The sequence below is a fragment of the Myroides guanonis genome (genome assembly GCF_900114085.1).
In the GTDB taxonomy this organism is placed as follows: Bacteria; Bacteroidota; Bacteroidia; order Flavobacteriales; family Flavobacteriaceae; genus Flavobacterium; species Flavobacterium guanonis.
The window spans coordinates 85189-107923 of record NZ_FORU01000013.1; the positions used below are offsets into that span (position 1 = coordinate 85189).

16 protein-coding genes are annotated in these 22735 nt (G+C 33.2%); 5 read left to right on the top strand and 11 right to left on the bottom strand.

Translation table 11 applies throughout. The features are described 5' to 3' along the window. Positions 1 to 89 precede the first annotated feature (89 nt). Positions 90 to 1157: a 3-phosphoserine/phosphohydroxythreonine transaminase gene (gene serC / locus BM024_RS10985; protein WP_090680193.1), complete on the bottom strand. Its 1068-nt coding sequence runs from the start codon at positions 1155 to 1157 to the stop codon at positions 90 to 92. Positions 1158 to 1229: 72 nt separating this feature from the next. Continuing rightward, entirely contained in the window at positions 1230 to 2288 is a 1059-nt protein-coding gene (locus tag BM024_RS10990) for an acyl-CoA reductase (protein WP_090680154.1), read from the bottom strand. Positions 2289 to 2362: 74 nt separating this feature from the next. Between BM024_RS10990 and BM024_RS10995 the strand changes: the two genes are divergently transcribed. Next, positions 2363 to 2713 (top strand): 4Fe-4S dicluster domain-containing protein, encoded by a 351-nt coding sequence (locus BM024_RS10995; RefSeq protein ID WP_090680156.1) that lies wholly within the window; start codon positions 2363 to 2365, stop codon positions 2711 to 2713. An 87-nt stretch (positions 2714 to 2800) separates the two neighbouring features. Here the strand turns inward: BM024_RS10995 and BM024_RS11000 are convergent, their stop codons facing one another. Beyond that, positions 2801 to 4858: an LTA synthase family protein gene (locus BM024_RS11000; RefSeq protein ID WP_090680158.1), complete on the bottom strand. Its 2058-nt coding sequence runs from the start codon at positions 4856 to 4858 to the stop codon at positions 2801 to 2803. 415 nt (positions 4859 to 5273) lie between these two features. Here BM024_RS11000 and rpmH point away from each other — a divergent pair, with 415 nt between their 5' ends. The 4 genes from rpmH (at position 5274) to mgtE (ending at position 11353) form a co-directional block, all read left to right on the top strand. Next, a complete protein-coding gene (gene rpmH, locus BM024_RS11005) occupies positions 5274 to 5435 on the top strand; it encodes a 50S ribosomal protein L34 (RefSeq protein WP_090680160.1) in 162 nt (53 codons plus the stop codon). 128 nt (positions 5436 to 5563) lie between these two features. Next, positions 5564 to 8413, top strand: a complete 2850-nt coding sequence (gene carB, locus BM024_RS11010; RefSeq protein WP_090680162.1) for a carbamoyl-phosphate synthase large subunit — start codon at positions 5564 to 5566, stop codon at positions 8411 to 8413. 142 nt (positions 8414 to 8555) lie between these two features. Next, positions 8556 to 9905 carry a DNA recombination protein RmuC gene (locus BM024_RS11015; protein WP_090680164.1) on the top strand — a complete coding sequence of 450 codons (1350 nt, stop codon included), beginning with the start codon at positions 8556 to 8558 and terminating at the stop codon, positions 9903 to 9905. A 131-nt stretch (positions 9906 to 10036) separates the two neighbouring features. After that, positions 10037 to 11353: a magnesium transporter gene (gene mgtE, locus BM024_RS11020; protein ID WP_090680166.1), complete on the top strand. Its 1317-nt coding sequence runs from the start codon at positions 10037 to 10039 to the stop codon at positions 11351 to 11353. 123 nt (positions 11354 to 11476) lie between these two features. On the opposite strand, the gene BM024_RS11025 is transcribed toward mgtE, so the two are convergent. From BM024_RS11025 to BM024_RS13750, 8 genes are all read right to left on the bottom strand, one after another. After that, the gene (locus BM024_RS11025) at positions 11477 to 12076 is read right to left on the bottom strand and encodes a hypothetical protein (RefSeq protein ID WP_090680167.1); all 600 of its coding nucleotides are present in this window, start codon (positions 12074 to 12076) and stop codon (positions 11477 to 11479) included. 74 nt (positions 12077 to 12150) lie between these two features. Continuing rightward, a complete protein-coding gene (locus BM024_RS11030) occupies positions 12151 to 12852 on the bottom strand; it encodes an OmpA family protein (RefSeq protein ID WP_090680169.1) in 702 nt (233 codons plus the stop codon). A 17-nt stretch (positions 12853 to 12869) separates the two neighbouring features. Beyond that, a complete protein-coding gene (locus tag BM024_RS11035) occupies positions 12870 to 14855 on the bottom strand; it encodes an OmpA family protein (RefSeq protein WP_090680171.1) in 1986 nt (661 codons plus the stop codon). Positions 14856 to 14866: 11 nt separating this feature from the next. Then, positions 14867 to 15799, bottom strand: a complete 933-nt coding sequence (locus BM024_RS11040; protein ID WP_090680173.1) for a PorP/SprF family type IX secretion system membrane protein — start codon at positions 15797 to 15799, stop codon at positions 14867 to 14869. A 184-nt stretch (positions 15800 to 15983) separates the two neighbouring features. Continuing rightward, positions 15984 to 17240: a T9SS type B sorting domain-containing protein gene (locus BM024_RS11045; RefSeq protein WP_090680175.1), complete on the bottom strand. Its 1257-nt coding sequence runs from the start codon at positions 17238 to 17240 to the stop codon at positions 15984 to 15986. 6 nt (positions 17241 to 17246) lie between these two features. Beyond that, positions 17247 to 19799, bottom strand: a complete 2553-nt coding sequence (locus BM024_RS11050; RefSeq protein ID WP_090680176.1) for a hypothetical protein — start codon at positions 19797 to 19799, stop codon at positions 17247 to 17249. Beyond that, positions 19789 to 20307, bottom strand: coding sequence for a ferritin family protein (locus BM024_RS11055; RefSeq protein ID WP_090680179.1), 519 nt, complete (start codon positions 20305 to 20307; stop codon positions 19789 to 19791). The genes BM024_RS11050 and BM024_RS11055 overlap by 11 nt, the downstream gene beginning before the upstream one ends. Before the next feature lies 1 nt (position 20308). Next, positions 20309 to 22735, bottom strand: a 2427-nt coding sequence (locus BM024_RS13750; RefSeq protein ID WP_090680181.1) for a beta strand repeat-containing protein, incomplete at its 5' end; no start/stop codon positions are given.

Below are 22735 nucleotides of genomic sequence, written 5' to 3' on the forward strand. Positions count from 1 at the left end.
ATAATTAAAACAAAATGTATGTATACATCTGTATCACAGTACATTATGACAACATCTCTTTAAAATTCTTTTAAAAAACTCCCTTAAACTTATACTTGTTTTTCTAATTGATTTAAAACCTCTATTAAAACATGAACACTCTCAATATCTAAGGCATTATACAAAGAAGCTCTATACCCTCCCAAAGTTCTATGTCCTTTTAAATTTACTACAGATGCTTCTTTACATAAATCGTCAAACATTGCGTCTATCGATTTATTATTAAAATGAAAAACTACATTCATATTTGACCTGCAGTTCATATCCGAATAAGTTTCTACGAAATCTAAAGTATCTAATGTTTCATAAAGCAATTTTGCTTTAGATTCATTCCTTTTTTCAATAGCTTCAACACCACCCTGATTTTGCAACCATCGTAAATTTAACAAGCAACTATACACTCCAAAAACATTCGCTGTATGATATAAATTATCTGTTTTTAAATGCTCATTATAATCTAATATATTTGGAATAACTCGATTTGTTTTCCCCAGTATTGACTCATTAACCAACACCATACTCAAACCTGCTGGTCCAATATTTTTTTGAACTCCTGCATAAATCAAATCAATTTTACTATAATCAAAAGTTCTTGAATAAATATCAGAACTCATATCACAAACTAGAGGAACATTTACTTTTGGAACTTCATTGAATTGCGTCCCATAAATAGTATTATTAGAAGTGAAATGTAAATAATCTAAACTGCTGTTTTCTAAAACTAATTCTGGTATTGTTCTATATTGGGTAATTTTAGAACTCCCCATCAACCTAACCTTTCCAAATAATTCAGCTTGTGCAATTGCTTTACTAGACCACACTCCTGTATCTATATAACCAGCTTCAGTCTTTAGTAGATTATAAGGAACACGTAAAAACTCCAGACTTGCACTACCTTGCATAAACAACGTCTTATATTTAGATTTATCAAGATGTAATAAGTCTAAAGCAAGAGAACGAGCTTCTGCTAAAATAGATAAAAAATCATCTGACCGATGCGAGATTTCTAGTATAGACAACCCACTTCCTTGGTAATCCAAAACTGCCTGTGCTGCTTGCTGGTAAACTTCACGAGGTAATACACAAGGTCCTGCACTAAAATTATGCATATCACAAATATTTAAGAAGTTAATAGTAAGGATAAATATTTTACAGTAAATCAAATTGCTATTAGCAAAACGAAAAAAGCACTATAATTTCAACAAGAACTCCATGGTATCAATTCCATCTGCATAATCCCATAGTTTAGGTTCCTGAGTTTCACCAAAAGCAATACTACCATCAATCAAATCATTTGAAACAATACATTGTATTTTTTGTTCTTCATCTAATAAACGATTACTCAACTCATTCAAATCATCATAGTATTCATAAAATACAGAAGAAATTGGAGAAGCATACCCTTTATCCTCCATGATAGTCATAAACCCATTATCTAATATTTTGAATTCACTCATCAAGAAAACCGCCTTATTATAATCATAGTTATTTGAATACTTCTCATACTCAATCAACTCTTTATAATGAAACATTGCATTAAAAAAAGCATCAAAATTATAACCCGTAGGCACATAAAACTTCGACACATTTCTACATCCTAACCCAAAATAGGTAAAAATATCCCTACCTAAAGCTATCAATTGTTCTTCTGATTCATTTCCATCTAAAATAGCTACGGAATTTCTGTTCTTCCGAATAATACTTGGGTATTTTGAGAAATAATACTCAAAATAACGCGCTGTATTGTTACTACCAGTTGCAATAACAGCATCAAACCCCTCTAAACGACCTTCTACAAAAACAACTCGTCCATCAAAACCAGGTTCTATAGAAATTAAATAGCGAACCAAAAAAGGTAAAACCTTTTGATCATTTGAAGACAATTTCACTATTGCGATATTACCAGAAAGTAGTACAGAAAGTAGGTCATGAAAACCAACTAGAGGTATATTTCCCGCTAAAATCATTCCTACCTTTTTTAATGGCTCAGATTCCAAATTATATTTAGAAGTCCAAATATTAATATTCTCTTCGGTTAATGAGTTAGACCATGTCCGAACCGCATGCATAACTTGTTCTATTGTAAACCAACCATTATAATGAACTGAACTATGCATTAACTCTACAAAAGAATCGAAAAAAGAAGCATTATTGGGTACTTGAGCATCACTTACAAAAGGAACTGCAGTAAATTGACTCATGAATTTTCCTAATGTAATAAAAGCCTTTTTTTTATCGTCTAGAACCATATTGATTTGTTTGTGAAATGTTTTGGGTGTATTTTTGTAGCAAAGTTAATACAATAAACACAAAAATATAAGCTATGGCAATCATAATAACAGACGAATGTATCAATTGCGGTGCTTGTGAACCTGAATGTCCAAATAACGCAATATACGAAGGAGCAGATGACTGGAGATACAAAGATGGAACTCAATTAAGAGGTACCGTCATACTACCAGACGGTTCAGAAGTAGATGCTGACGCTGCACAAGAACCAATATCAGATGACTTATATTACATTGTACCAGATAAATGTACAGAATGTAAAGGTTTTCACGAAGAACCACAATGTGCGGCAGTATGCCCAGTAGATTGTTGTGTCCCAGATGACAATCACGTTGAAGACGAAGATACCCTATTAAAAAGACAATCTTTTCTTCACAATCATTAGCAACCACAAAAGGTATACGATACCTTTTAAAATATTTTATTTCTAAAAAAGGACTGCTTTTATTTAACAGAAGTAGTCCTTTTTTAATTACCTAAACACCATTTTCTTACTTCCGCGGCTATTTTCAATATCCAAATAAAGCTGAGTAGTTTGTAAGGTTTTGAAAGACTTCATCTTCTCCATCATAAATATTGCATGTTTCTCTTTTACACTTCCCAACTTTAATTTCCCACGAGAACCATTTTCCCACTTATAATAAACTGGTTCAGCCCCTTCCATTGTAACCACTCCTAAAGAATCTGCAATAAAATCATAGTTATTCAAAGCAAAACGGTATCCTTCAGATTTCTTAAACATATCATCTCCAGAATAAACATACTTTTGATTAGATAAACTCAAGTTAAAAATGGTAGGAAAAATATCTTTATGTGACACATAGAGATTTTCATCAAAATAAGATGGCTTATACTTTTCTGGTATGTAAAAAAGTATGGGAACACTTTTCTTCAAAAACGCATTAACATCTGAATACTCAAACACTTGTCTAATATTATGATCACCAGTTGCAACAACAATTGTATTCTCTCCAAATTCAGACTCACGAATATCACGGATAAACCGCGCTAAATGATTTGCAGCATATTGATGAGCATAAAAGTTATCATAAGCCATTTTCTCATCAACCCGAATCATCCCTCTTATTTCCTCATTCATCTTAATAGGATATAGATTCTCTCTATTAGGTACCTCAAAAGGAGTATGATTACTTATAGTTAGAGCAAATATAAATTGAGGCTTTTCCTTATTATCTTCTAACCGCTCTCTTATGTAATCAAACAAATACTCATCATGGACTCCCCATGCAAATGAAGATGCATCAGGATACTTCTCTTCAATAAAAGGTTTTCCTTCTACCCTATCAAAACCTTGATGCATAATGAATTTATCAACATTTCTCCAACTAGTATTAGCACCAGTCAAAAAAGAAGTATCATAACCTTTCTGTTTAAAAGGCCTAGCAACAGATGAAGAAAAAGAAACGTCGTAATAAGCTGACTGAGAAATGATGTTTTTAGGAGTATTAACCAATAAGTTTTCTAATGTATAAATAGTTCCATTAAAAGCAGACAAACCATTTTTAAAATAATATAAATTTGGAAGTTCATCAGCGAGATCTCCCAACACATTCAAATCCTTACTATTTAGCTCAAAATAATGATTACTCATACTTTCCATTAAAACAAATACAACATTAGGAGGGTTTTCATCTATAAACGAATCATACTTGGTTTTCATTAATAGCTCGTCATCATAACTCTCTACAATAAAATTATCATACTTATCACTCAAGTCTCCAATAGAAGCATAACCATTAGAAGTCAATTCTAAATTATAATCAGGCTCAATACTATTATTTTTTAATTCTGAATTAGCATACTTTAAAGCATAAACAGCATTATAGCATAAAGAATTTACAAAACTATTTGACGATATATTTGTATGATCTCGTTTCAAAGTAAAAACACCAATACTTCCTCTCATACCGATAAAAAACAATGGAAAAACCAACAATAAAAGCCAGAAATTCATCTTTAAAGTACGAGTATTTCCCATTCGATTTGATATCTCCGACTTCTTGTTAAGCCACACAAAGATGAAAATTGCCAACAAATAGCAAGTAATTATTTTAAAAATGGGATAATCTGTCCAAACAGAATTTAAAACCGCAACTGTATCATCTTTAAAGATTCCGAAAAACAAAATATCAATGTGAGATTGAAAAAATTGATAATAAAAATAATCTATTATCTGAAGACTTAACAAAACTATTAGTGCTATAAATAGATAAATATCAATAAAGCATCTATAATATTTTAAAAAACTTACTTCCTTTTTTTTAGGAATCCAAATAGCGGCAAGCCAAAGCAAAACGACAGGTAAAAAAACATAACAAATTGCAGATACATCAAATCTAGCCCCAGTAAGAAAAGCCTTTAACACACCTACCTTGTACTCCTTCAACTCTACCCAATTACCGAAAGTAATCAAGAATATGAGCCTACTTAGAAAAAAAAGAACAACTAACAATCCAAAGTAACGAAGCCCATACAGTACACTTCTACTGAACAATTTTTGATTTACCATTAATTTCAATGTTTTTTAAAACAGTATTTTAGCATGTAAATTTAATGTTTAATTAACTTACACATAACATTAATTACACATTTTTAGGTTTGGAGTCAAAAAACGCAATACAATTATAATTCCAAAACCTAAACTTCTTCTCCTTGAAAAGCTTTTCAGCTAAAATTCAAATTATATGGATGTATTCGAACATTTTAGTATATTCGCATTGGTAAAAGTAGATTATCTAAAATTTGAGCAAACCCGAGATGAATATCAATTTATTCTTTCTATGAATAAATTAAAGATATATATTCAAAAAAAATCAAAAAAGGTTTTGTAAGAGTAAAAAGACTTTCTATATTTGCACTCGGTTTTGGAGCGGGCGCTCTTAAAGCTGAAGTATTGTAAAATTTAAGATTTAAAGATAAGAGCAATGAGCAAGAGAACGTTTCAACCGTCAAATAGAAAAAGAAGAAACAAACATGGTTTCATGGAAAGAATGTCAACTCCTAACGGAAGAAAGGTATTAGCTAGCAGAAGAGCTAAAGGAAGACATAAATTAACTGTTTCTTGTGAAATAAGACATAAAAAATAATGTTTAGATTCAAACATAAACAAAGGTGTTACTATTAATCGTAACGCCTTTTTTTATACTTTTTTTTATCTAAACAACTAATTTCATTATATTTAAGGGAATTTTCTCTCAAAAACACCACACCTAAAATGCCTAAAGACACATCAATCAAAACGGTTTTGATCATCGGCTCAGGACCCATTATTATCGGACAAGCTTGTGAATTTGATTACGCTGGATCACAATCCGCTCGCTCATTAAGAGAAGAAGGAGTAAAAGTTGTATTAATCAACTCTAATCCAGCAACCATTATGACGGATCCTTCAATGGCGGATCATATCTATTTAAAACCACTTACTACCAAATCAATAATTGAAATCCTAAAAGCTCATCCTGAAATCGATGCAGTTTTACCAACCATGGGAGGTCAAACAGCACTAAACTTATGTTTAGAAGCAGACGAAAAAGGTATTTGGCAAGATTTTAATGTAAGATTGATTGGGGTTGATATCAATGCTATTAATATTACTGAAGATAGAGAACAGTTCAAACAATTACTAAACAGAATAGATGTACCTGTAGCACCTGCTAAAACAGCTACTTCTTATTTGGAAGGAAAGGAAATTGCACAAGAATTCGGTTTTCCTTTAGTAATCCGACCTTCATTTACACTTGGTGGAACTGGAGCAGCTTTTGTACACCATGCAGAAGAGTTTGATGATTTACTTACAAGAGGTCTTGAAGCATCGCCTATACATGAAGTCTTAATTGACAAAGCATTACTAGGTTGGAAAGAATACGAATTAGAATTACTACGTGATAAAAATGACAATGTTGTTATTATTTGTACTATTGAAAACATGGATCCTATGGGTATCCACACAGGAGACAGTATAACTGTAGCACCAGCTATGACATTATCAGATCGTACTTTCCAAAGAATGCGAGACCTATCTATCAAAATGATGCGCAGTATAGGAAACTTTGCAGGAGGTTGTAATGTACAATTCGCTATATCACCTGATGAAAACGAAGACATTGTAGCTATTGAAATCAATCCACGTGTTTCACGCTCGTCTGCATTAGCGTCTAAAGCAACAGGTTATCCAATTGCTAAGATTGCATCTAAACTAGCTTTAGGGTATACACTAGATGAATTACAAAATCAAATTACGAAATCTACTTCTGCTTTATTTGAACCGGCTTTAGATTATGTAATTGTAAAAATACCACGTTGGAACTTTGATAAATTTGAAGGAGCAGATCGCACTTTAGGTTTACAAATGAAATCGGTTGGAGAAGTAATGGGGATTGGACGCTCATTCCAAGAAGCTTTACATAAAGCTACCCAATCGTTAGAAATAAAAAGAAATGGCTTGGGTGCTGATGGTAAAGGATACACTAATTATGACCAAATCATCGACAAACTAACACATGCTAGTTGGGATCGTGTTTTTGTAATTTATGATGCTATCCAACATGGAATTCCATTGAGTCGTATCCACGAAATTACCAAAATAGATATGTGGTTCTTGAAACAATACGAAGAACTACACTTACTAGAAAAAGAAATTTCAAAATACGCGATAGATACTTTACCAAAAGAATTATTATTAGAAGCAAAGCAAAAAGGATTTGCAGACCGTCAAATCGCACATATGTTGAATACACTTGAAAGTAAAGTGCATCAATTACGTGAAGATTTGAATATTAATCGTGTATTCAAATTGGTTGATACTTGTGCTGCAGAATTCCCAGCTAAAACACCTTATTACTACTCTACTTTCGAAGCTGAAATTCAATCAGCTGAAGGAGTTACTTATGTAGCAAATGAGAGTGAAGTCTCTGACAAGAAAAAAATCATCGTTTTAGGTTCTGGACCAAACAGAATTGGACAAGGAATTGAATTCGACTACTCATGTGTACATGGAGTATTAGCTGCTGAAGAATGTGGCTATGAAACCATCATGATCAACTGTAATCCAGAGACTGTTTCTACCGATTTCGATACGGCAAACAAATTATATTTTGAACCTGTATTTTGGGAGCATATATATGACATTATACGTCATGAAAAACCAGAAGGTGTAATTGTTCAATTAGGTGGTCAAACAGCCTTAAAATTAGCTGAAAAGTTAGAAAAGTACGGTATTAAAATCATCGGTACAAGTTTCGATGCTTTAGACTTAGCTGAAGACCGAGGAAGATTCTCTGCATTGTTACAAGAATTAGATATTCCTTTCCCTCAATTCGGAGTTGCTCAAACAGCCGACCAAGCATTAGCATTAGCAGATGAATTAGACTTTCCACTTCTAGTACGTCCATCTTATGTATTAGGAGGACAAGGAATGAAGATTGTTATCAATAAGAAAGAATTAGAAGAACATGTAATAGATTTACTAAATTCTATTCCTGGAAACAAACTTCTATTAGACCATTATTTAGATGGAGCTATCGAAGCAGAAGCAGATGCAATCTGTGATGGAGAAAATGTATATATCATTGGAATAATGGAACACATTGAACCTTGTGGTGTACACTCTGGAGATAGTAACGCTATGCTACCACCTTTTAATCTTGGAGAATTTGTGTTACAACAAATAAAAGACCATACTAAAAAGATTGCAGTAGCTCTTAAGACAGTAGGTTTAATTAATATACAATTCGCAATAAAAGATGACGTTGTATATATTATTGAAGCAAATCCACGTGCATCTAGAACTGTTCCTTTCATTGCTAAAGCTTACGGAGAACCGTATGTTAATTACGCAACTAAAGTAATGCTAGGTGCCAAAGTTACAGATTTCGAATTTAATCCACAGTTAAAAGGATATGCGATCAAACGTCCAGTATTCTCATTCGATAAGTTCAAAAATGTAAATAAAGCATTAGGACCAGAAATGAAATCAACTGGAGAAAGCATATTGTTTATTGATGATTTAAAGGACGACCAATTCTATGAAATCTATTCAAGAAGAAAAATGTATTTAAGCAAGTAAATAGTTAAAGGGTATCAATATATTGATACCCTTTTTTTTTATACAATAAAGAGCATTACATTTTTCATGGTTTATATAAAAACATTCTCCTTCGAGGTTAAAATTTTGTAATTTTGAATATTACATTTTATCTCTATCCTCCATGCTCCTCAACATCATATATCTTTCAATTCTTATCGTAACGGCTTCTGTTTTCTTCTTGATTGGAAAAAAAAATCAAAATAATAAAAACAGAGAGACCACTATTAGATTAGATGAAAAGAATTCACACCTAACAATTCAATTAGAACAATTACGACTTCATATTGAAAATTCGAAAAAACTAGCTTTAGACGAAAAAAGACTTTATCAAGAAAAGGAAGAACTATTAAGACTTGATAATCAAGAACTAATTGCCAGAATTTCCATTCGCGATACAGAATATATTAATCTCAAAGAAAAACTATCTCAACAACAAAAAGAAACACTCTCCTTACAAGAGCGTTTCACACATGAGTTTGAAAATCTGGCTAATAAAATACTAGAAGAAAAAAGTGAGAAATTCAGTAAACAAAATCAGACAAATATTGAGAACCTCCTAAATCCTTTAAATGACAAAATATTAAGTTTTGAACAAAAAGTAACTCAAACTCACAAAGAGAGCATTGACTATCATGCAGCATTGCGTCAACAAATTATTGGTTTAAAAGAACTGAATCAACAAATGAATCAGGAGACAATCAATTTAACTAAAGCTTTAAAAGGAGATAATAAAATTCAAGGAAACTGGGGAGAATTAATTTTAGAACGTGTTTTAGAAAAGTCAGGACTTGAAAAAGGTAGAGAATACGAAGTTCAAAAAAATTATCAAACCGAAAATGGCTCACGATATCAACCCGATGTAATCATTCATCTTCCTGACAATAAAAAGATGATCATTGATTCAAAGGTTTCCTTAGTTGCCTACGAACGATATATCAATGAAGAAGACGAGACTAAAAGACCTAAATTATTACGAGATCATATTCTTTCTTTAAAACAACACATAGACTCTTTAGCTTCTAAAAATTATCAAGATATATTTGACTCTTATTCACCAGATTTTGTGTTGCTTTTTATTCCTATAGAAACAGCTTTTTCAACAGCTTTACAAGCTGAAGCGAATTTATACACCCAAGCATTTGACAAAAATATTGTGATAGTCACACCTTCTACTCTATTGGCAACCCTACGTACTATTGATACGATGTGGAACCAGCAAAAGCAACAAGAAAATGCTTATGAGATAGCAAGGCAAGCTGGTTTACTTTATGACAAGTTTCAAGGACTAATACAAGATTTGGTCAAAGTAGGAAACAAAATTGAAGAAACAAAAACAGAATATCATAAAGCGTTTAATAAATTAAGTGAAGGAAGAGGCAATCTCATTGTCTCAGTCCAAAAATTAAAGGACATGGGAGCCAAAGCAAAAAAATCACTTGATGCAGAACTAGTAAATAAAGCTGCTAATTAGGTGTTGTAAAAAACTATTTTACAAGTATTGCAAAACATCTTATAGCATTTTTTTCGTAATCAAAATACTTAATGTATTTTTGATTTAGAACTACCCACCCTAATATCCATCAATTCTAAAAATAAACCATTATGGATACTTTCAAAGATTTACATCCAGCAGATATAGCCGAGGCTTTATCTGACATGAAAAAGAAAGATAGAAATCTTGCTTTTTTAAAACTTACTCCAGAAAAGAAAGTTGAAGTATTCGCATTTTTAGAAATTCCTTTACAGCAAGAAATTGTAAAAAGTTTAGCTGACAAAGAATATGCAGAAGTTCTAAACAACTTAGAACCAGATGACCGTACAGAGTTATTTGAAAGTTTCCCAGATGAATTAATAAAATATTCAATCAATTTATTAAACAACGAAGAGAAACAAATTGCATTAAATCTAATAGGGTATAAAGAAGACAGTATTGCCCGCTTAATGACTCCTTTATATATACAAATCAAACAAAACAGAACGGTAGATCAAGTTTTTAAACACATTAAGAAATATGGAAAAAAAGCAGAGACATTAAACTATATATATGTAGTTGATGAAAACAATGTATTGATTGACGATTTAAAAATAGGAGAGTTATTACTATCAGAACCCGAGACCCCCATTACAGATTTAATTGATTATAATTTCGTTGCAATTATTTCAACTACACCAATGGAAGAAGCTTTCGATATTTTTGAAAAATACGATAGATCCGCATTACCAATAATAACTGAAAATGGTGTACTAGTAGGGATTGTCACCTTTGATGATATATTAGATAGAATAAAAGAGCGCGATACTGAGGACATTCATAAATTTGGGGGAATGGAGGAATTAGACCTTTCCTATACTAAAACACCACTAATAGAACTAGTTCGAAAAAGAGCAGGTTGGCTTATTATACTTTTTATAGGTGAAATGATGACCGCATCAGCCATGAGTTATTATGATGGAGAAATTGAAAAAGCTGTTGTCCTAGCACTCTTTGTACCACTGATCATCTCAAGTGGAGGTAACTCAGGCTCCCAAGCTGCCTCTCTAATCATTAGAGCTATGGCACTAGGTGATTTAAAACTTAGCGACTGGTGGTATGTAATGAAAAAAGAAATTGCATCAGGTTTAATGTTAGGTGGTGTACTTGGATTAATAGGATTTGGAAGAATTATGCTTTGGCAAGAACTTGGCATCTATGATTACGGAGAATACTGGATTCATATTGGATTAAGTGTTTCTGTCTCCTTACTTTTCATAGTACTTTGGGGAACTCTATCAGGGTCTATAATTCCATTCATCTTACGTAAATTTGGTATGGACCCCGCAACAGCTTCTGCTCCGTTTGTTGCAACATTAGTTGATGTATCTGGACTAATCATATACTTTTCAATTGCAGCCTTCTTCCTTACAGGAAAGTTACTGTAATTATTTACTAAAGTTTAAACCCACATGATTTAAAAGCAAAAAACACGAATTGAAATTTCGTGTTTTTTTTTCTTTATCATTCAAAATATTAGTAACTCAATATTGCTTGCTCAGATTTAGTCACTAGAGTTTTGCTAAAACTCCATTGACTTTAAAAATAGTAGCAATTTCATTTCTAGTAAAAGAAAATCCAGTAAATCTTTCATTATCATTTTCAAAAACATATAAATTGTCATTTTGTTCTTTAAAACGAGTTATAAAAATACCCTTATTCAAAATACTAACAACATATATTTCTTTAGTTCTTAATTTATTAATATCAATTTCTCCACCAAAAACGATAGAACTTACTTGTAAAGTTGGTTCCATATTTTGACTTATTACCTGAAACCCTATCTTTGATTGATTAATATTAGGAATGTTATATTTCGGTAACTTGGAAATAACCTCCCTAGGATTCAAGTAGTATGAAAACAAGTCTTCTGCCATTAATACAAAAACTCCATTATCTTCACCTTTCATTTCCTCATTATGAAAAATATTGTTGAAGTTCAAATTGTTATTAACACCATACTTTACCACTTCCTCAATTAACTTCCCTTTACTTCTTTTCCATGACGAAAAAACGAAAGGGCTTACATTGAAGATTTCTGCTAATTCTTGATCTTTCTGAGCTTTAAGCTCCTTTTTAAGGCGATCTACTAGGCTTTTATTAAATGACATATTATCTCTTTATTGAAAAGAAAATCTCAGAAGTTAGGTAAGGTGATGATTTTCTAAATTAATTATTCTACTAATTAGTTAATTATTTCTATACTACATCTTCTGTTTTCTCGGTGTTGATCCGCCGAACATTTAACTCCATCACTACAATGATTACTCAGTTGAGTTTTTCCAAAATGATGTTCTTCAATTCGATTAGCATCAATTTTACCCTCCTCAATCAACCAACTACGCACACGATCAGCTCGACGGCCAGATAGCCAATTGTTATACTTACTAGTCCCACGACTATCGGTGTGAGCATTCAATCGCAACCTTACATTAGGATTATGATTCATGTATTCGATTACGCCTTTCAATTCTTTTTTAGCATGGGTAGTTAGATATGAACTATCAAAATCAAAATATATCATTGGAAAACTCATTGCACCTACAACACTTTTTTCTCTATTTAGCCCAAAGTTAATCTCTACATTTTTTTTACTACTATCAATTAAAACCTCAGCCTGATTAAAGTTTTCTGCTTCAGCTTCTACTTTAAATTTATCAGAACTAGTTTTTATCTGTATATCATAAGCTCCTTGTGAATCTGTTGTTGCAGTTTTCAAAACAATTCCCTTAAAATCAATTAAGTGAACACTAGCTTTACCTATTCCCATTTTATTTTCTTTGTCATAGACCTTTCCCTTTAAAGTTAACGATGGCTCTTGTGCAGAGACCATCGTTGTAAATAAAATAAGAATAGCTATTATGATTTGTTGTATTTCTTTCATCATTTCAATTATTTTTCAAATTAAAGTTCTAATACGATAAATTCGCTTCGACGATTCTCTTGATGTGCTGCCTCTGAACATTTTACTCCATTGCTACACTCATTCACCAATTGCGTTTCTCCATATCCTTTACCTGCTACTCTATCTTTAGATATACCTTGTGATACAATCCATTCAATAGTTGACTTCGCTCTACGATCTGAAAGGTTTAAATTATAAACATCATTTCCTCTGCTATCGGTATGAGAACGAACATCAATTTTCATTTCAGGATAATCACGTAATACCTCAACAACTTTAGCGAGCTCTATTGCTGCATCTGGTCGAATATTTGACTTGTCAAAGTCGAAGTAAATAGGATTCAACTTCAACACTTTAAATAAATCATCTCCTTTCTTAACCTCTACTCGTGTTTTCTCTAATCCGAAATCAACTTGAGTTCTACCAGTTTGCATAGGTAAATCAACCGTTACTTCTGCAGTATTATAATCATTTACCTCAGCATTTATACGAAAACGCATACCACATTTTAAGTCTTTGAACTCATACCTTCCATCGGCAGTGGTTTGAATGCTTTCTATTTTTCTAAAGTTCCCATCATACAATATTAAATTCGCATGTGACAAAGGTGCTTGTGTTTGTTTATCATACACCCTTCCAAAAATACTTTGCAGGCACTCCAAACTCAATCGTCTTGTTTCTAAAAAACTATAGATATCATCATTTCCCATCCCTTCATCACGATTAGAACTCAAAAATCCTATTCTGCTTTTTGAATCTATATAATAAGCAAAATCATCTAAAGAACTATTAGCTGGTGCACCAATATTTTGAACGTCAGTAAAACTTCCATCCCCATTGATTTTAGTCGCATAGATATCTAACCCCCCCAAACCTGGACGACCGTCCGTTGAGAAATACAATTCGTTGTCTTGGGTGATAAAAGGAAAACTCTCCCTACCCTCTGTATTGATAACATCACCTAAGTTGATTGGTTGTCCAAAGCTACCGTCTGCATTGACAGCAACTTTATAAAGGTCTGACTGCCCCTTTCCATTTTCACGATCAGAAGCGAAATACAACCATTTACCATCTGCTGTTAAAGCTGGATGAGCTGAACTATACTCATCTGAATTAAATGGTAATTCTTCTACCTTATTCCACTTTCGATTTTCTAAAGTAGCCTTGTAAATTTTCAGCAATGTAGTCTTGTGAGAGTCCTTACCTCTTTTTCCTTTATTAAAGTTGTTTCTAGTAAAATACATCGTTTGTCCGTCAGCGGAAAAAACAGGAGTACTTTCATTAAACTTCGTATTCACTTCTCTAGCAAAACGCTTTGGTTCTCCCACCGTTCCTTCTTCATCTAATGTTGAAGCATATAAACTCGTAAAAGAACCTCCTGTCCAAGTATGAACCTTTTTTGCTAAATTCCCTGTATCTCTAGATGATGTAAAAATCAATTCATTATTATAGACTGTAGACCCATAATCAGAATACTTACTATTTATGCCTAAACTCTTGATATTGTATCGACCTGAGTTCTCTTTTATCTCTGCTAAATAATCCTTTTCTACCTGAGCCAAACGCCCTCGAGAATCGCCTAATTCTTTATCAGAAAACATCTTTAAAACATCATCAGATTTTTGATAATTACCAACGGCTTTAAGCGTTTGTCCATATCGATAATAATACTCAGAAGGTAGGTTTGCCTTTTCAGCATCCGCAGTGATATAATTTGGGTTTTCAAATAATCCAAACATCTTTTCATACCATTGATTTGCATCGACAAGTTTTCCATTAAAATAATACGAGTCACCTAGATTCTTGTACATCTCCACAGACTCATAACCTTTCTTCGCAACTCGCTCGTAGATTTTTATAGCATCTATATAAGCATAGCGTTCTACTTGCTGTTCCCCTTTCTTCTCTTGACGTTCTTGGCCTTGCATTCCTAAACTGGAAAACAATAAACCAAACACCCCTAGTTTAAATATATATTTCTTCATAGCTACTATAGTTAAAAGAATCGCGGTGTCGTGATTCGGTTATAACGATTGAATAATTCAAAACGTAAAAATACTTCATGAGAACCCGAGTTATAACGAGCCAATTTTGTTGTTTCTGCATCATACGCATAACCAACAAATAGTCCATCCTGTATCTGGAAACCAGCCATTACACTAAAAGCAGCATCGAAGCGATAAGCCCCTCCTAGCACAAACTTATCATTCAACATAAAGTTAGCACTTACGTCTGCTTGAAGTGGTGATCCCTCAACTGCTTTTAACAAAAACGCAGGTTTAAACTTAAAGCTTGGACTCAAATCAAATACGTGGCCTCCTATCAAATAGAAGTGCATACTTTTTTTCATTGTTGATACTGAATTATCGTCGTAACGATCAGTCTCTAAGAAATGAGGTACTGATAATCCAAAGTAAGTTTTCTCAGAATGCATATAGATTCCAGCTCCAATATTTGGAGAGAACTGATTCTCGATATTCTCTTGTAATAATCCATCATTGGGATTATAAACATTTAGCCTATCATATTCAACGTTCAACAAATTAGCCGAAGCTTTCACTCCAAAAGACAGCTTCCAATTCTCACTTGTAGGTACGCTATAGGATACATCTACAGCCAAATTGTTTTCATCCATAACTCCCAAACGATCATTATTAAACGAAATTCCCAACCCTAAACGAGAATTGTTAATAGGAGTGTGCATGGAAACGTTTGCTGTTTTAGGAGCGCCATCTAAGCCAACCCATTGAGTACGGTACATTCCAAAAATACTCATAGCTCCTCTAGAACCTGCATAAGCAGGATTAACTTGTATAGTATTATACATATACTGAGTGTACTGTGGGTCTTGTTGGGCAAAGGTTTGAGGAATAACAACTAAAAGTGTTATTCCCATCGCCAATCCTCTGATTATAGTGTTTATTTTCATAATTTTTTCTTTTTATTAGATGTGTGATTTTCAATGTTCGATATTGAATAGCTAGGAAATAACAATAGAAATGAGGTGGATAAAACTCTTAGATACTCTCAAACTCTTTAATCTTATTTTTAACCTACTTCATTCTAATTCATATTTAACACAATCCATTCTATCCAGCATCGAAAACCGGTATCTATTCAGTTTCTAAATGCAAAAAACCAGATTTTTTAATCATACGATTACCTTTAGCATCTTTATACTCGTACTCTACAATGTAGTAATACGTACCCGTCGGTAATTGCTCTCCTTTGTTTACAGTTACACGTCCTTCGGAATATCCTTTGAAATTATTGTCCGCATTGTTATAACTAGAAGTTGAATATACTTTTACCCCCCATCGGTTAAAGATCTCTACCTTATTGTTAGGAAAACGTTCAATATTATCAATTACAAAGTGGTCATTGAATCCATCTCCATTTGGAGTAACTGCATTATAAATAACAACATCCCCATCTAATATTAAATACTCCTTAACTGTACCTAATGTAAAGATTCCATATCCATCAACTGTGGTAGGTGTAGTAACTGTTTTAGCATCCATATCCACAATACCTCCCTCATCTACCCAAAGATTTTGAGCTACATCCCATCGTACAATTCTCAATTCCTTATTGGCATTTTTAAGTAGTTCACTTGGAGTGGTTCTAGAATCCCAGCTCAACGTTAAAATGATATCGCTTTTAGTAGCATCTTCTCTCTCTATGCTCCAGTACTCTTTGTTATCTATTAATTCAATCACCCCTGCTCTACTATTGTGAGGATGATTAAGATTGGAGTTCTTAAAGTAGTATTTTCCAAGAAAAGAATCTTTCATCGTTTTAGGTGCTGAAATTTTAGCAAAACGATACATTCCTTCATCACCTATCGGATAGATAAATGTTTCGTTTCCTACCTTTTCAACCTCACCGTCAGCGTGACTTTTATCTGAAGTATTGATTCCCTTTGCTCCTTGTTGAAATACCATTGCTCCATTCAAAGAGTCTATTTGAACAATTCCCTCATTAAAATTAGCCGTTCCAGCAACACTCATATCATTTTTAAGTTCAAAAGCACGAAATGCTTTTGAGTTGTTAAACAAAACATCATAGAACTCGATAGGTGCTGTTCCTTTAATCTCTTGAGAAATATCAGCTCCTTCATAAGGCTGAAAAACAGCATAAGAACTTTTTCTCTTATCATCAAAAGTGTATAGCCCTTCGTTATTAAAATGAGCATAAAAGTAAAAGCTTCCATCGTTTTTAACAGCTGCATCTTTTTCATTTGAGAAAGAAGATACCGTAGAAATATCTGTATTAGGAAGTACAGTTAAAATTCCTTCGTTTACAGTTTGAGCTAACCCCAAAAAAGGGATTAGCATAGCAAACAGTAATTTATATATAGTTTTTTTCATAGCTTCTTAATTTTTAGATTTATTCGGAAGCATTGGATTCGTAATAACCTGACAATCTTTTATTTCAATAGAAATTTCATTTGAACTCTTTTCACAATCAGTGTTATTCTTACCAATCAAACGAACTTTTATTCCATCAATCACTTTGGTAGCATGTGAAATATTCAAAGTGCCATTACTTACAGATATCACACTCGAGAATGTAGAATTATCTAAAGGATTCCAAACTGTTGGAGAAGTAACACTTGCATATTCCCAGTTAAAATTAGATACAGCTGTTGTTGATACATTAAGTGAATAATCATTATTTTCACAAGTACTAACTTTAGCAACATCTTGTGCAACAACTGGTAATGGGTTAATAGTTATTGTAAATGAGACTTTAGGTCCTGTACACAGTATTCCATTCGATACTTTTCCTTCAGCAACCCAGAAAGTATATACATCTACATCCGTTGGAGAAGGAGGACTAGTTAAAGGCGTTGTATCAGTCTCGGTTGAGAAATAATACAATCCATAACCATTAGCAACACCTGTTGAAGATAATACTACATCCAACACCACATTATCTCCTTCACAAAACGCAACGTCCTTAGCAGTGGGTGAAGAGTTAATAACCTCTAATGATGTTTCCAATCCAATATAACATCCAGGATCCATTCCAGGAATCATAGCATAATATTTGGTTTTCGTTCCATTTGTAGGAACAGCAAAACCGTTTGAAACAACGCCAACATTTGAATCAAATGAACTCGGTACCTGATTAAAAAATTTTGTACCTAACGGATATAAATCAACAATTTGAGCTCTTGGAAATTCATTATTTAACAAAGAACAAAACGCTTTAAACTGTAGGTTTTTATTGTCAACCGGAAGATTACACGCTTGTAAGAACGCTTCATCTACAGTGATTGTAGTTTTAAAATCATCATAAATAGGTCCAGCACAAGCTCCTATTCCATACTCTCTAACTAAGTCAGAACTAACAACACTATTAGATGTAGCACCTTTCCCAGTAATTTTTCCATTTAAACTCACCTGCAATGCACAAGGACCTGCTGTAGCTAAAAATGCACAATTCGCAGTTACTTTCAATTTATACTTCAATGTACCTTGCAAAATAGACTTGCTCAAATCTTTTGGTAAATCCCCAATATTCCACACTAAGGTTCCTCCTAAAGTATTCTGAGGAGTCGCACCTGGAGCCGAACCAACTGGTGGAGTCCATGTTACTGTAGTATTACTAGGAATTTTTATCGTAGAATTAGAACCGATTACAATGGTTGCGCCATCATAATGAACATTAAATGGTATAGGAATCTCAACCTTTAAATCTTTGACAGCTTCCTCTCCTTTATTATACATTTTAAGGTCAAACTCTAATTCCTGACCTGGAATAACTGGAGTCCCATGAATAGTGTTAGCATTTGCGGGTGTATTTTCTCCTATCACTTCTGGCACATAAGCATCCACAGCAAATACAATACTAAAAATAGAATATAAATCTCCATTTGTACCATACCTGAATCTAGTTGAGTTTTGATTATTATTGATCAAAACATTACCATCATTAGGTAAATCAAACATACTAATATCCATTCCAGTATTATTTAATGTAATAGGATTTCGATTATTTCCACCAGTAAAAATTGAAGAGTTAAAAAAGTTGTCTGTAGTGTTATTAGTATGACTTAATTTAGTGTAATTATTAGTCAACCTTTGACGCATTTCAATATAATCTCCAGTAGTCACAACATCTCCTTCTCCTGCCATCAATCCCATCTTAACTTTCACATCTCCACTTTGGACCGCCTTAAACCCAGAAATATCTAATGTTTGAGTACTACCATTAGCCGAAATATATGAATAGCCATCAAAGACAGTTATATCACGCCACTTCATAGCTGAATTTTTGTACACTACAACCATTCCCCATCCTCCAAAATAACCTGTCTGATTAGTTCCAGCAAGCAATGCCATATCTGCGACCCAATAATTCCCAACTCCTTCCGCTCTTACATAATCTGTAATATCTGCATATCCAACGTAAATAAAGGAATTTGATGAACCAGGATATGCAATTTGATTTACAGCATCCACTTCAAAATAAGTCTTCCCTTCTTTTTTAAACTTAACTTTATTCTTGAAGTAATTTTTGTTGTTGTAAGTAACATAACTACTTTCTGTACCACTATTCTCCGCTCTACCTGTCCAATAAAGTCCTGCATACAGAATCTCAGAACACTCAGAAGCCAATGTTCCTAGTTTAAGTTCTGCCATAGACGAGTTATAAGTTGTACCATCATTATCTTTATCAACAACTACCATTGGATTTGAATTGTTGTTTTTCAAATCGTTATAACTTGCTAATGTCATATTGGTATTCCCTAACATTACAAAATCTCCTTGAATATTGTAGGTGGATACACCTTTGTAAGGTAATGGAGCTTTTTGAGACGAACGAGGAGTAAATGAAACAACGCTTTGAGCGAATAGTTCAAAACTGAAGATTATAAATAAAATTACAATCCACGAACTCTTATGTATATCATTCTTCATAGCTATCCATTTTATAAATTCGTTCTATTAACAACTCTACTTGTTTAAATTTTCCACTTAACTGTAATTCTTGGAACTTATCTATAATTTGTTTCAAAGTAGCCTCTTCATCAAATTGGATAACCAAAAACTCAAGATTATCGAACAAAATAAAATCCTTCTCTGTTAGTTCCAATTTCTCTCCAGTATTTAATCTTAGAACCAAAGATTTTACATTTTTATAGTCAGCCTTAAAATTAGAATCTAACAATATTTTAAACTGTTTAGCTCCAATTATTTCTACACTTTCAATCTCTTTGTCCTCATTCCAAATATAAATGGGGTTCATTGAATTATCAAAAAGCAGTTTAGGAGACATACCGTATACAAGAAATTGTAATTTTTCTTTTGTTTTTCCTTCGAAAGATTCAATGTCAAAATTCTTTTCTTTACTATTCTGTTGAGCCTGTCCTTTGAAAACAAAGCACAGACAAAAACACATCGCTATGTATAATATAAATGTTCTCATATTAGTTCTCTTTTACAGAAAATACAATATTGATAAAGCTTCCGTTATTAATGTCAGCACCAGAAGCAACAGTGTATGTTAACAGACCACTAGGTGTAATACTATTAATAGTAAACACGTTAGATGTTGCATAAGTAATATGATAATCCAACTCGCTAGATGGCAAAACAGGGAGAGTTCCTCCACTACTCATAACTGGACTACCAAACTGTGCTGAATAAATAGCATATAGATTAATAGTTCCCACACGAGTACCATTGTTAAATGTAACTCCAGCTTGCCCTAACTGACTTTCTGCTGTAGGGACTAACACTGATGGCATGTAGAAGAATTTTGGCATTGCTGCTTTTAATGCTTTCACAACATCTCCGTTCATATCAACAGCTAATAAATGTTGTGTAACACCAGTATTATCTGTTCCTTGTGTTTTTGTCTTATCCAATCCTTTAACAGCTAATGTATTTGAAGCTGAAGTTGTAATTTCAGTAGCCTTGACTAAAGCACCTCCTAATTGAACATTATTAAGTGTTTTGGTAAGTCCATTATCCGCTGTAACTTCTAATGTAGATTGATTAACCCATACTGGCTTATTATCAGATCCCGTTACCAACACTTGATTTGCTCCAGCATCCGCAATGTCTTCTGGTTTAATTGTGCCATTTTTAATTTCAGAAGTTGTGATTGATTCTGACTTAACACGCAAACTTGTTTCAACCAATGTAGCACCCGTTCCTCCAGTTACAACTTCTATTGTGGCAGTAGTTGCATTACCAGCAGCAGTTAAATTTTTTGCATTTGTTACATTTCCAGCATTTACACTAGGAGTTTTTGTTATCCATTTATCCCCTTCAAACACCAATACATTCCCTTCTAAAGGACTGGTAGCTTCTAAAACTTTACCCTGAATCTTTGAAAGTGTTGTTGCGCTAGCATTCCCTGTTACATCACCATTTAAAGCTATAGTAGCTGGGTTAGCTGCCACTGTGTAAGTCGTAGTGTTATCTACTGTTAATGGTGTAACAATTATACCTGTTCCTTGTTCAACTACAGTTAATAATTGATTGTCTTGTATGGCTGCTTTAGAAACATTTACCTTATATTTATCTGCAGAAGTTCCACTACCACTAACTGTAGTATTGATACCATCCACCAAATAAGTTACTTGCAATGCTGATAAATCGATTTCTTTTTCTCCTCCCCTCTCTAAAATGATTTTTAAAGTATTTCCAGTAAGAGTAAAAGAAGTAATCTGTTGATTATCTGTATTGGTGTCTACAGCAGCTGCTATATCCGCTAATGGAACTGTTACAGTATTTCCCCTGTCAATTGTTATGGATAAGTTAGTACCAATAATCTTAAAATCTTTAAGCTCTTGATTATCCGTATTATCCAAATATTTAGTCAAATCTACTGCTGGTGTTGAAATTACTCCATTGACGTTGCTCACAAGATTATTATCTGTGAGTTCCAATATATTTGTAGTTGTAGGAACTATTTCAGATTGATCCACCCAAGCAGTATTACCATTTTTAGTCACCATCACTTGACCATTAGTACCTGGTGTTACATTTAAAGTCACATCGGTTAAGGTTGCACCTGCCCCTCCTGTAACTGTAATATTATTACTAGTAATACCTTTTGTTGAAGTAACGACATCTTCTAAAGTAACAGAAGAATCTACACCATTTACAGTACTTGTTAACTCATTTCCTGAAAGACTAAGAAGATTAGTTGTTGCATCAGTTTTAGACATCCATTTTACTTCTCCTCCATCAGTCACCAAAATATCTCCATTTACCCCAGCTTCAATTTTAGCCGTAGTTACTGCATCATCAGCAATTTTAGCTGTTGTAACAGAATTAGGAGCTAATTTAACCTCTGTTACTCCTCCATCTGCAATTTCTATGCTTGTATTCGCCAACAATTTATTCGCTCCGTCATTTCCAACTGTAAAAGCAATACCTCCTGCTACACTTAAATTACCTTTCGTTCCATCTACTGTGTTTATTTTAGATAGTAACTCTTCAATCGCCGCTTGTACATTAGTAGATGTAAAACCATTTGTACTATTATTAAAAATAATTGAATTAGCATTTGTGTTAATTGTTGTAATTACATCTCCATTACCATCTTTAAAAGTATAAATACCCCCAGCAGTTGTCACAGTAGTTGTGTTAGCGCTAAAGGTTACAGTACCATTATCTTCATCAGTATAAGTAAATGTCCCATCTCCATTATCTGTCAAAACTGTCAAAGTCTCATTTGCTTTAACCAAAGCTCCTAGATCAATAGTTTCAGCTTCTCCTTTTGAATTGGTGTAAGTCAAAACGTTTGTAAGAACATCATAAACTAAGCTAGTCTCATTCAGTGTCAATAAAGTAGGAACTCCTTTTTCATCAGTATAGGTAATAGCATTGTCAGTAGCGCT

Coding starts and splice junctions, on each gene's coding strand:
- BM024_RS10995 (WP_090680156.1), top strand. CDS start 2,363: ATGGCAATCATAATAACAGACGAATGTATCAATTGCGGTGCTTGTGAA.
- rpmH (WP_090680160.1), top strand. CDS start 5,274: ATGAGCAAGAGAACGTTTCAACCGTCAAATAGAAAAAGAAGAAACAAA.
- BM024_RS11000 (WP_090680158.1), bottom strand. CDS start 4,858: ATGGTAAATCAAAAATTGTTCAGTAGAAGTGTACTGTATGGGCTTCGT.
- BM024_RS11040 (WP_090680173.1), bottom strand. CDS start 15,799: ATGAAAATAAACACTATAATCAGAGGATTGGCGATGGGAATAACACTT.
- BM024_RS11025 (WP_090680167.1), bottom strand. CDS start 12,076: ATGTCATTTAATAAAAGCCTAGTAGATCGCCTTAAAAAGGAGCTTAAA.
- BM024_RS11015 (WP_090680164.1), top strand. CDS start 8,556: ATGCTCCTCAACATCATATATCTTTCAATTCTTATCGTAACGGCTTCT.
- mgtE (WP_090680166.1), top strand. CDS start 10,037: ATGGATACTTTCAAAGATTTACATCCAGCAGATATAGCCGAGGCTTTA.
- BM024_RS11030 (WP_090680169.1), bottom strand. CDS start 12,852: ATGATGAAAGAAATACAACAAATCATAATAGCTATTCTTATTTTATTT.
- BM024_RS11055 (WP_090680179.1), bottom strand. CDS start 20,307: ATGAGAACATTTATATTATACATAGCGATGTGTTTTTGTCTGTGCTTT.
- BM024_RS11035 (WP_090680171.1), bottom strand. CDS start 14,855: ATGAAGAAATATATATTTAAACTAGGGGTGTTTGGTTTATTGTTTTCC.
- BM024_RS11050 (WP_090680176.1), bottom strand. CDS start 19,799: ATGAAGAATGATATACATAAGAGTTCGTGGATTGTAATTTTATTTATA.
- BM024_RS10990 (WP_090680154.1), bottom strand. CDS start 2,288: ATGGTTCTAGACGATAAAAAAAAGGCTTTTATTACATTAGGAAAATTC.
- BM024_RS11045 (WP_090680175.1), bottom strand. CDS start 17,240: ATGAAAAAAACTATATATAAATTACTGTTTGCTATGCTAATCCCTTTT.
- carB (WP_090680162.1), top strand. CDS start 5,564: ATGCCTAAAGACACATCAATCAAAACGGTTTTGATCATCGGCTCAGGA.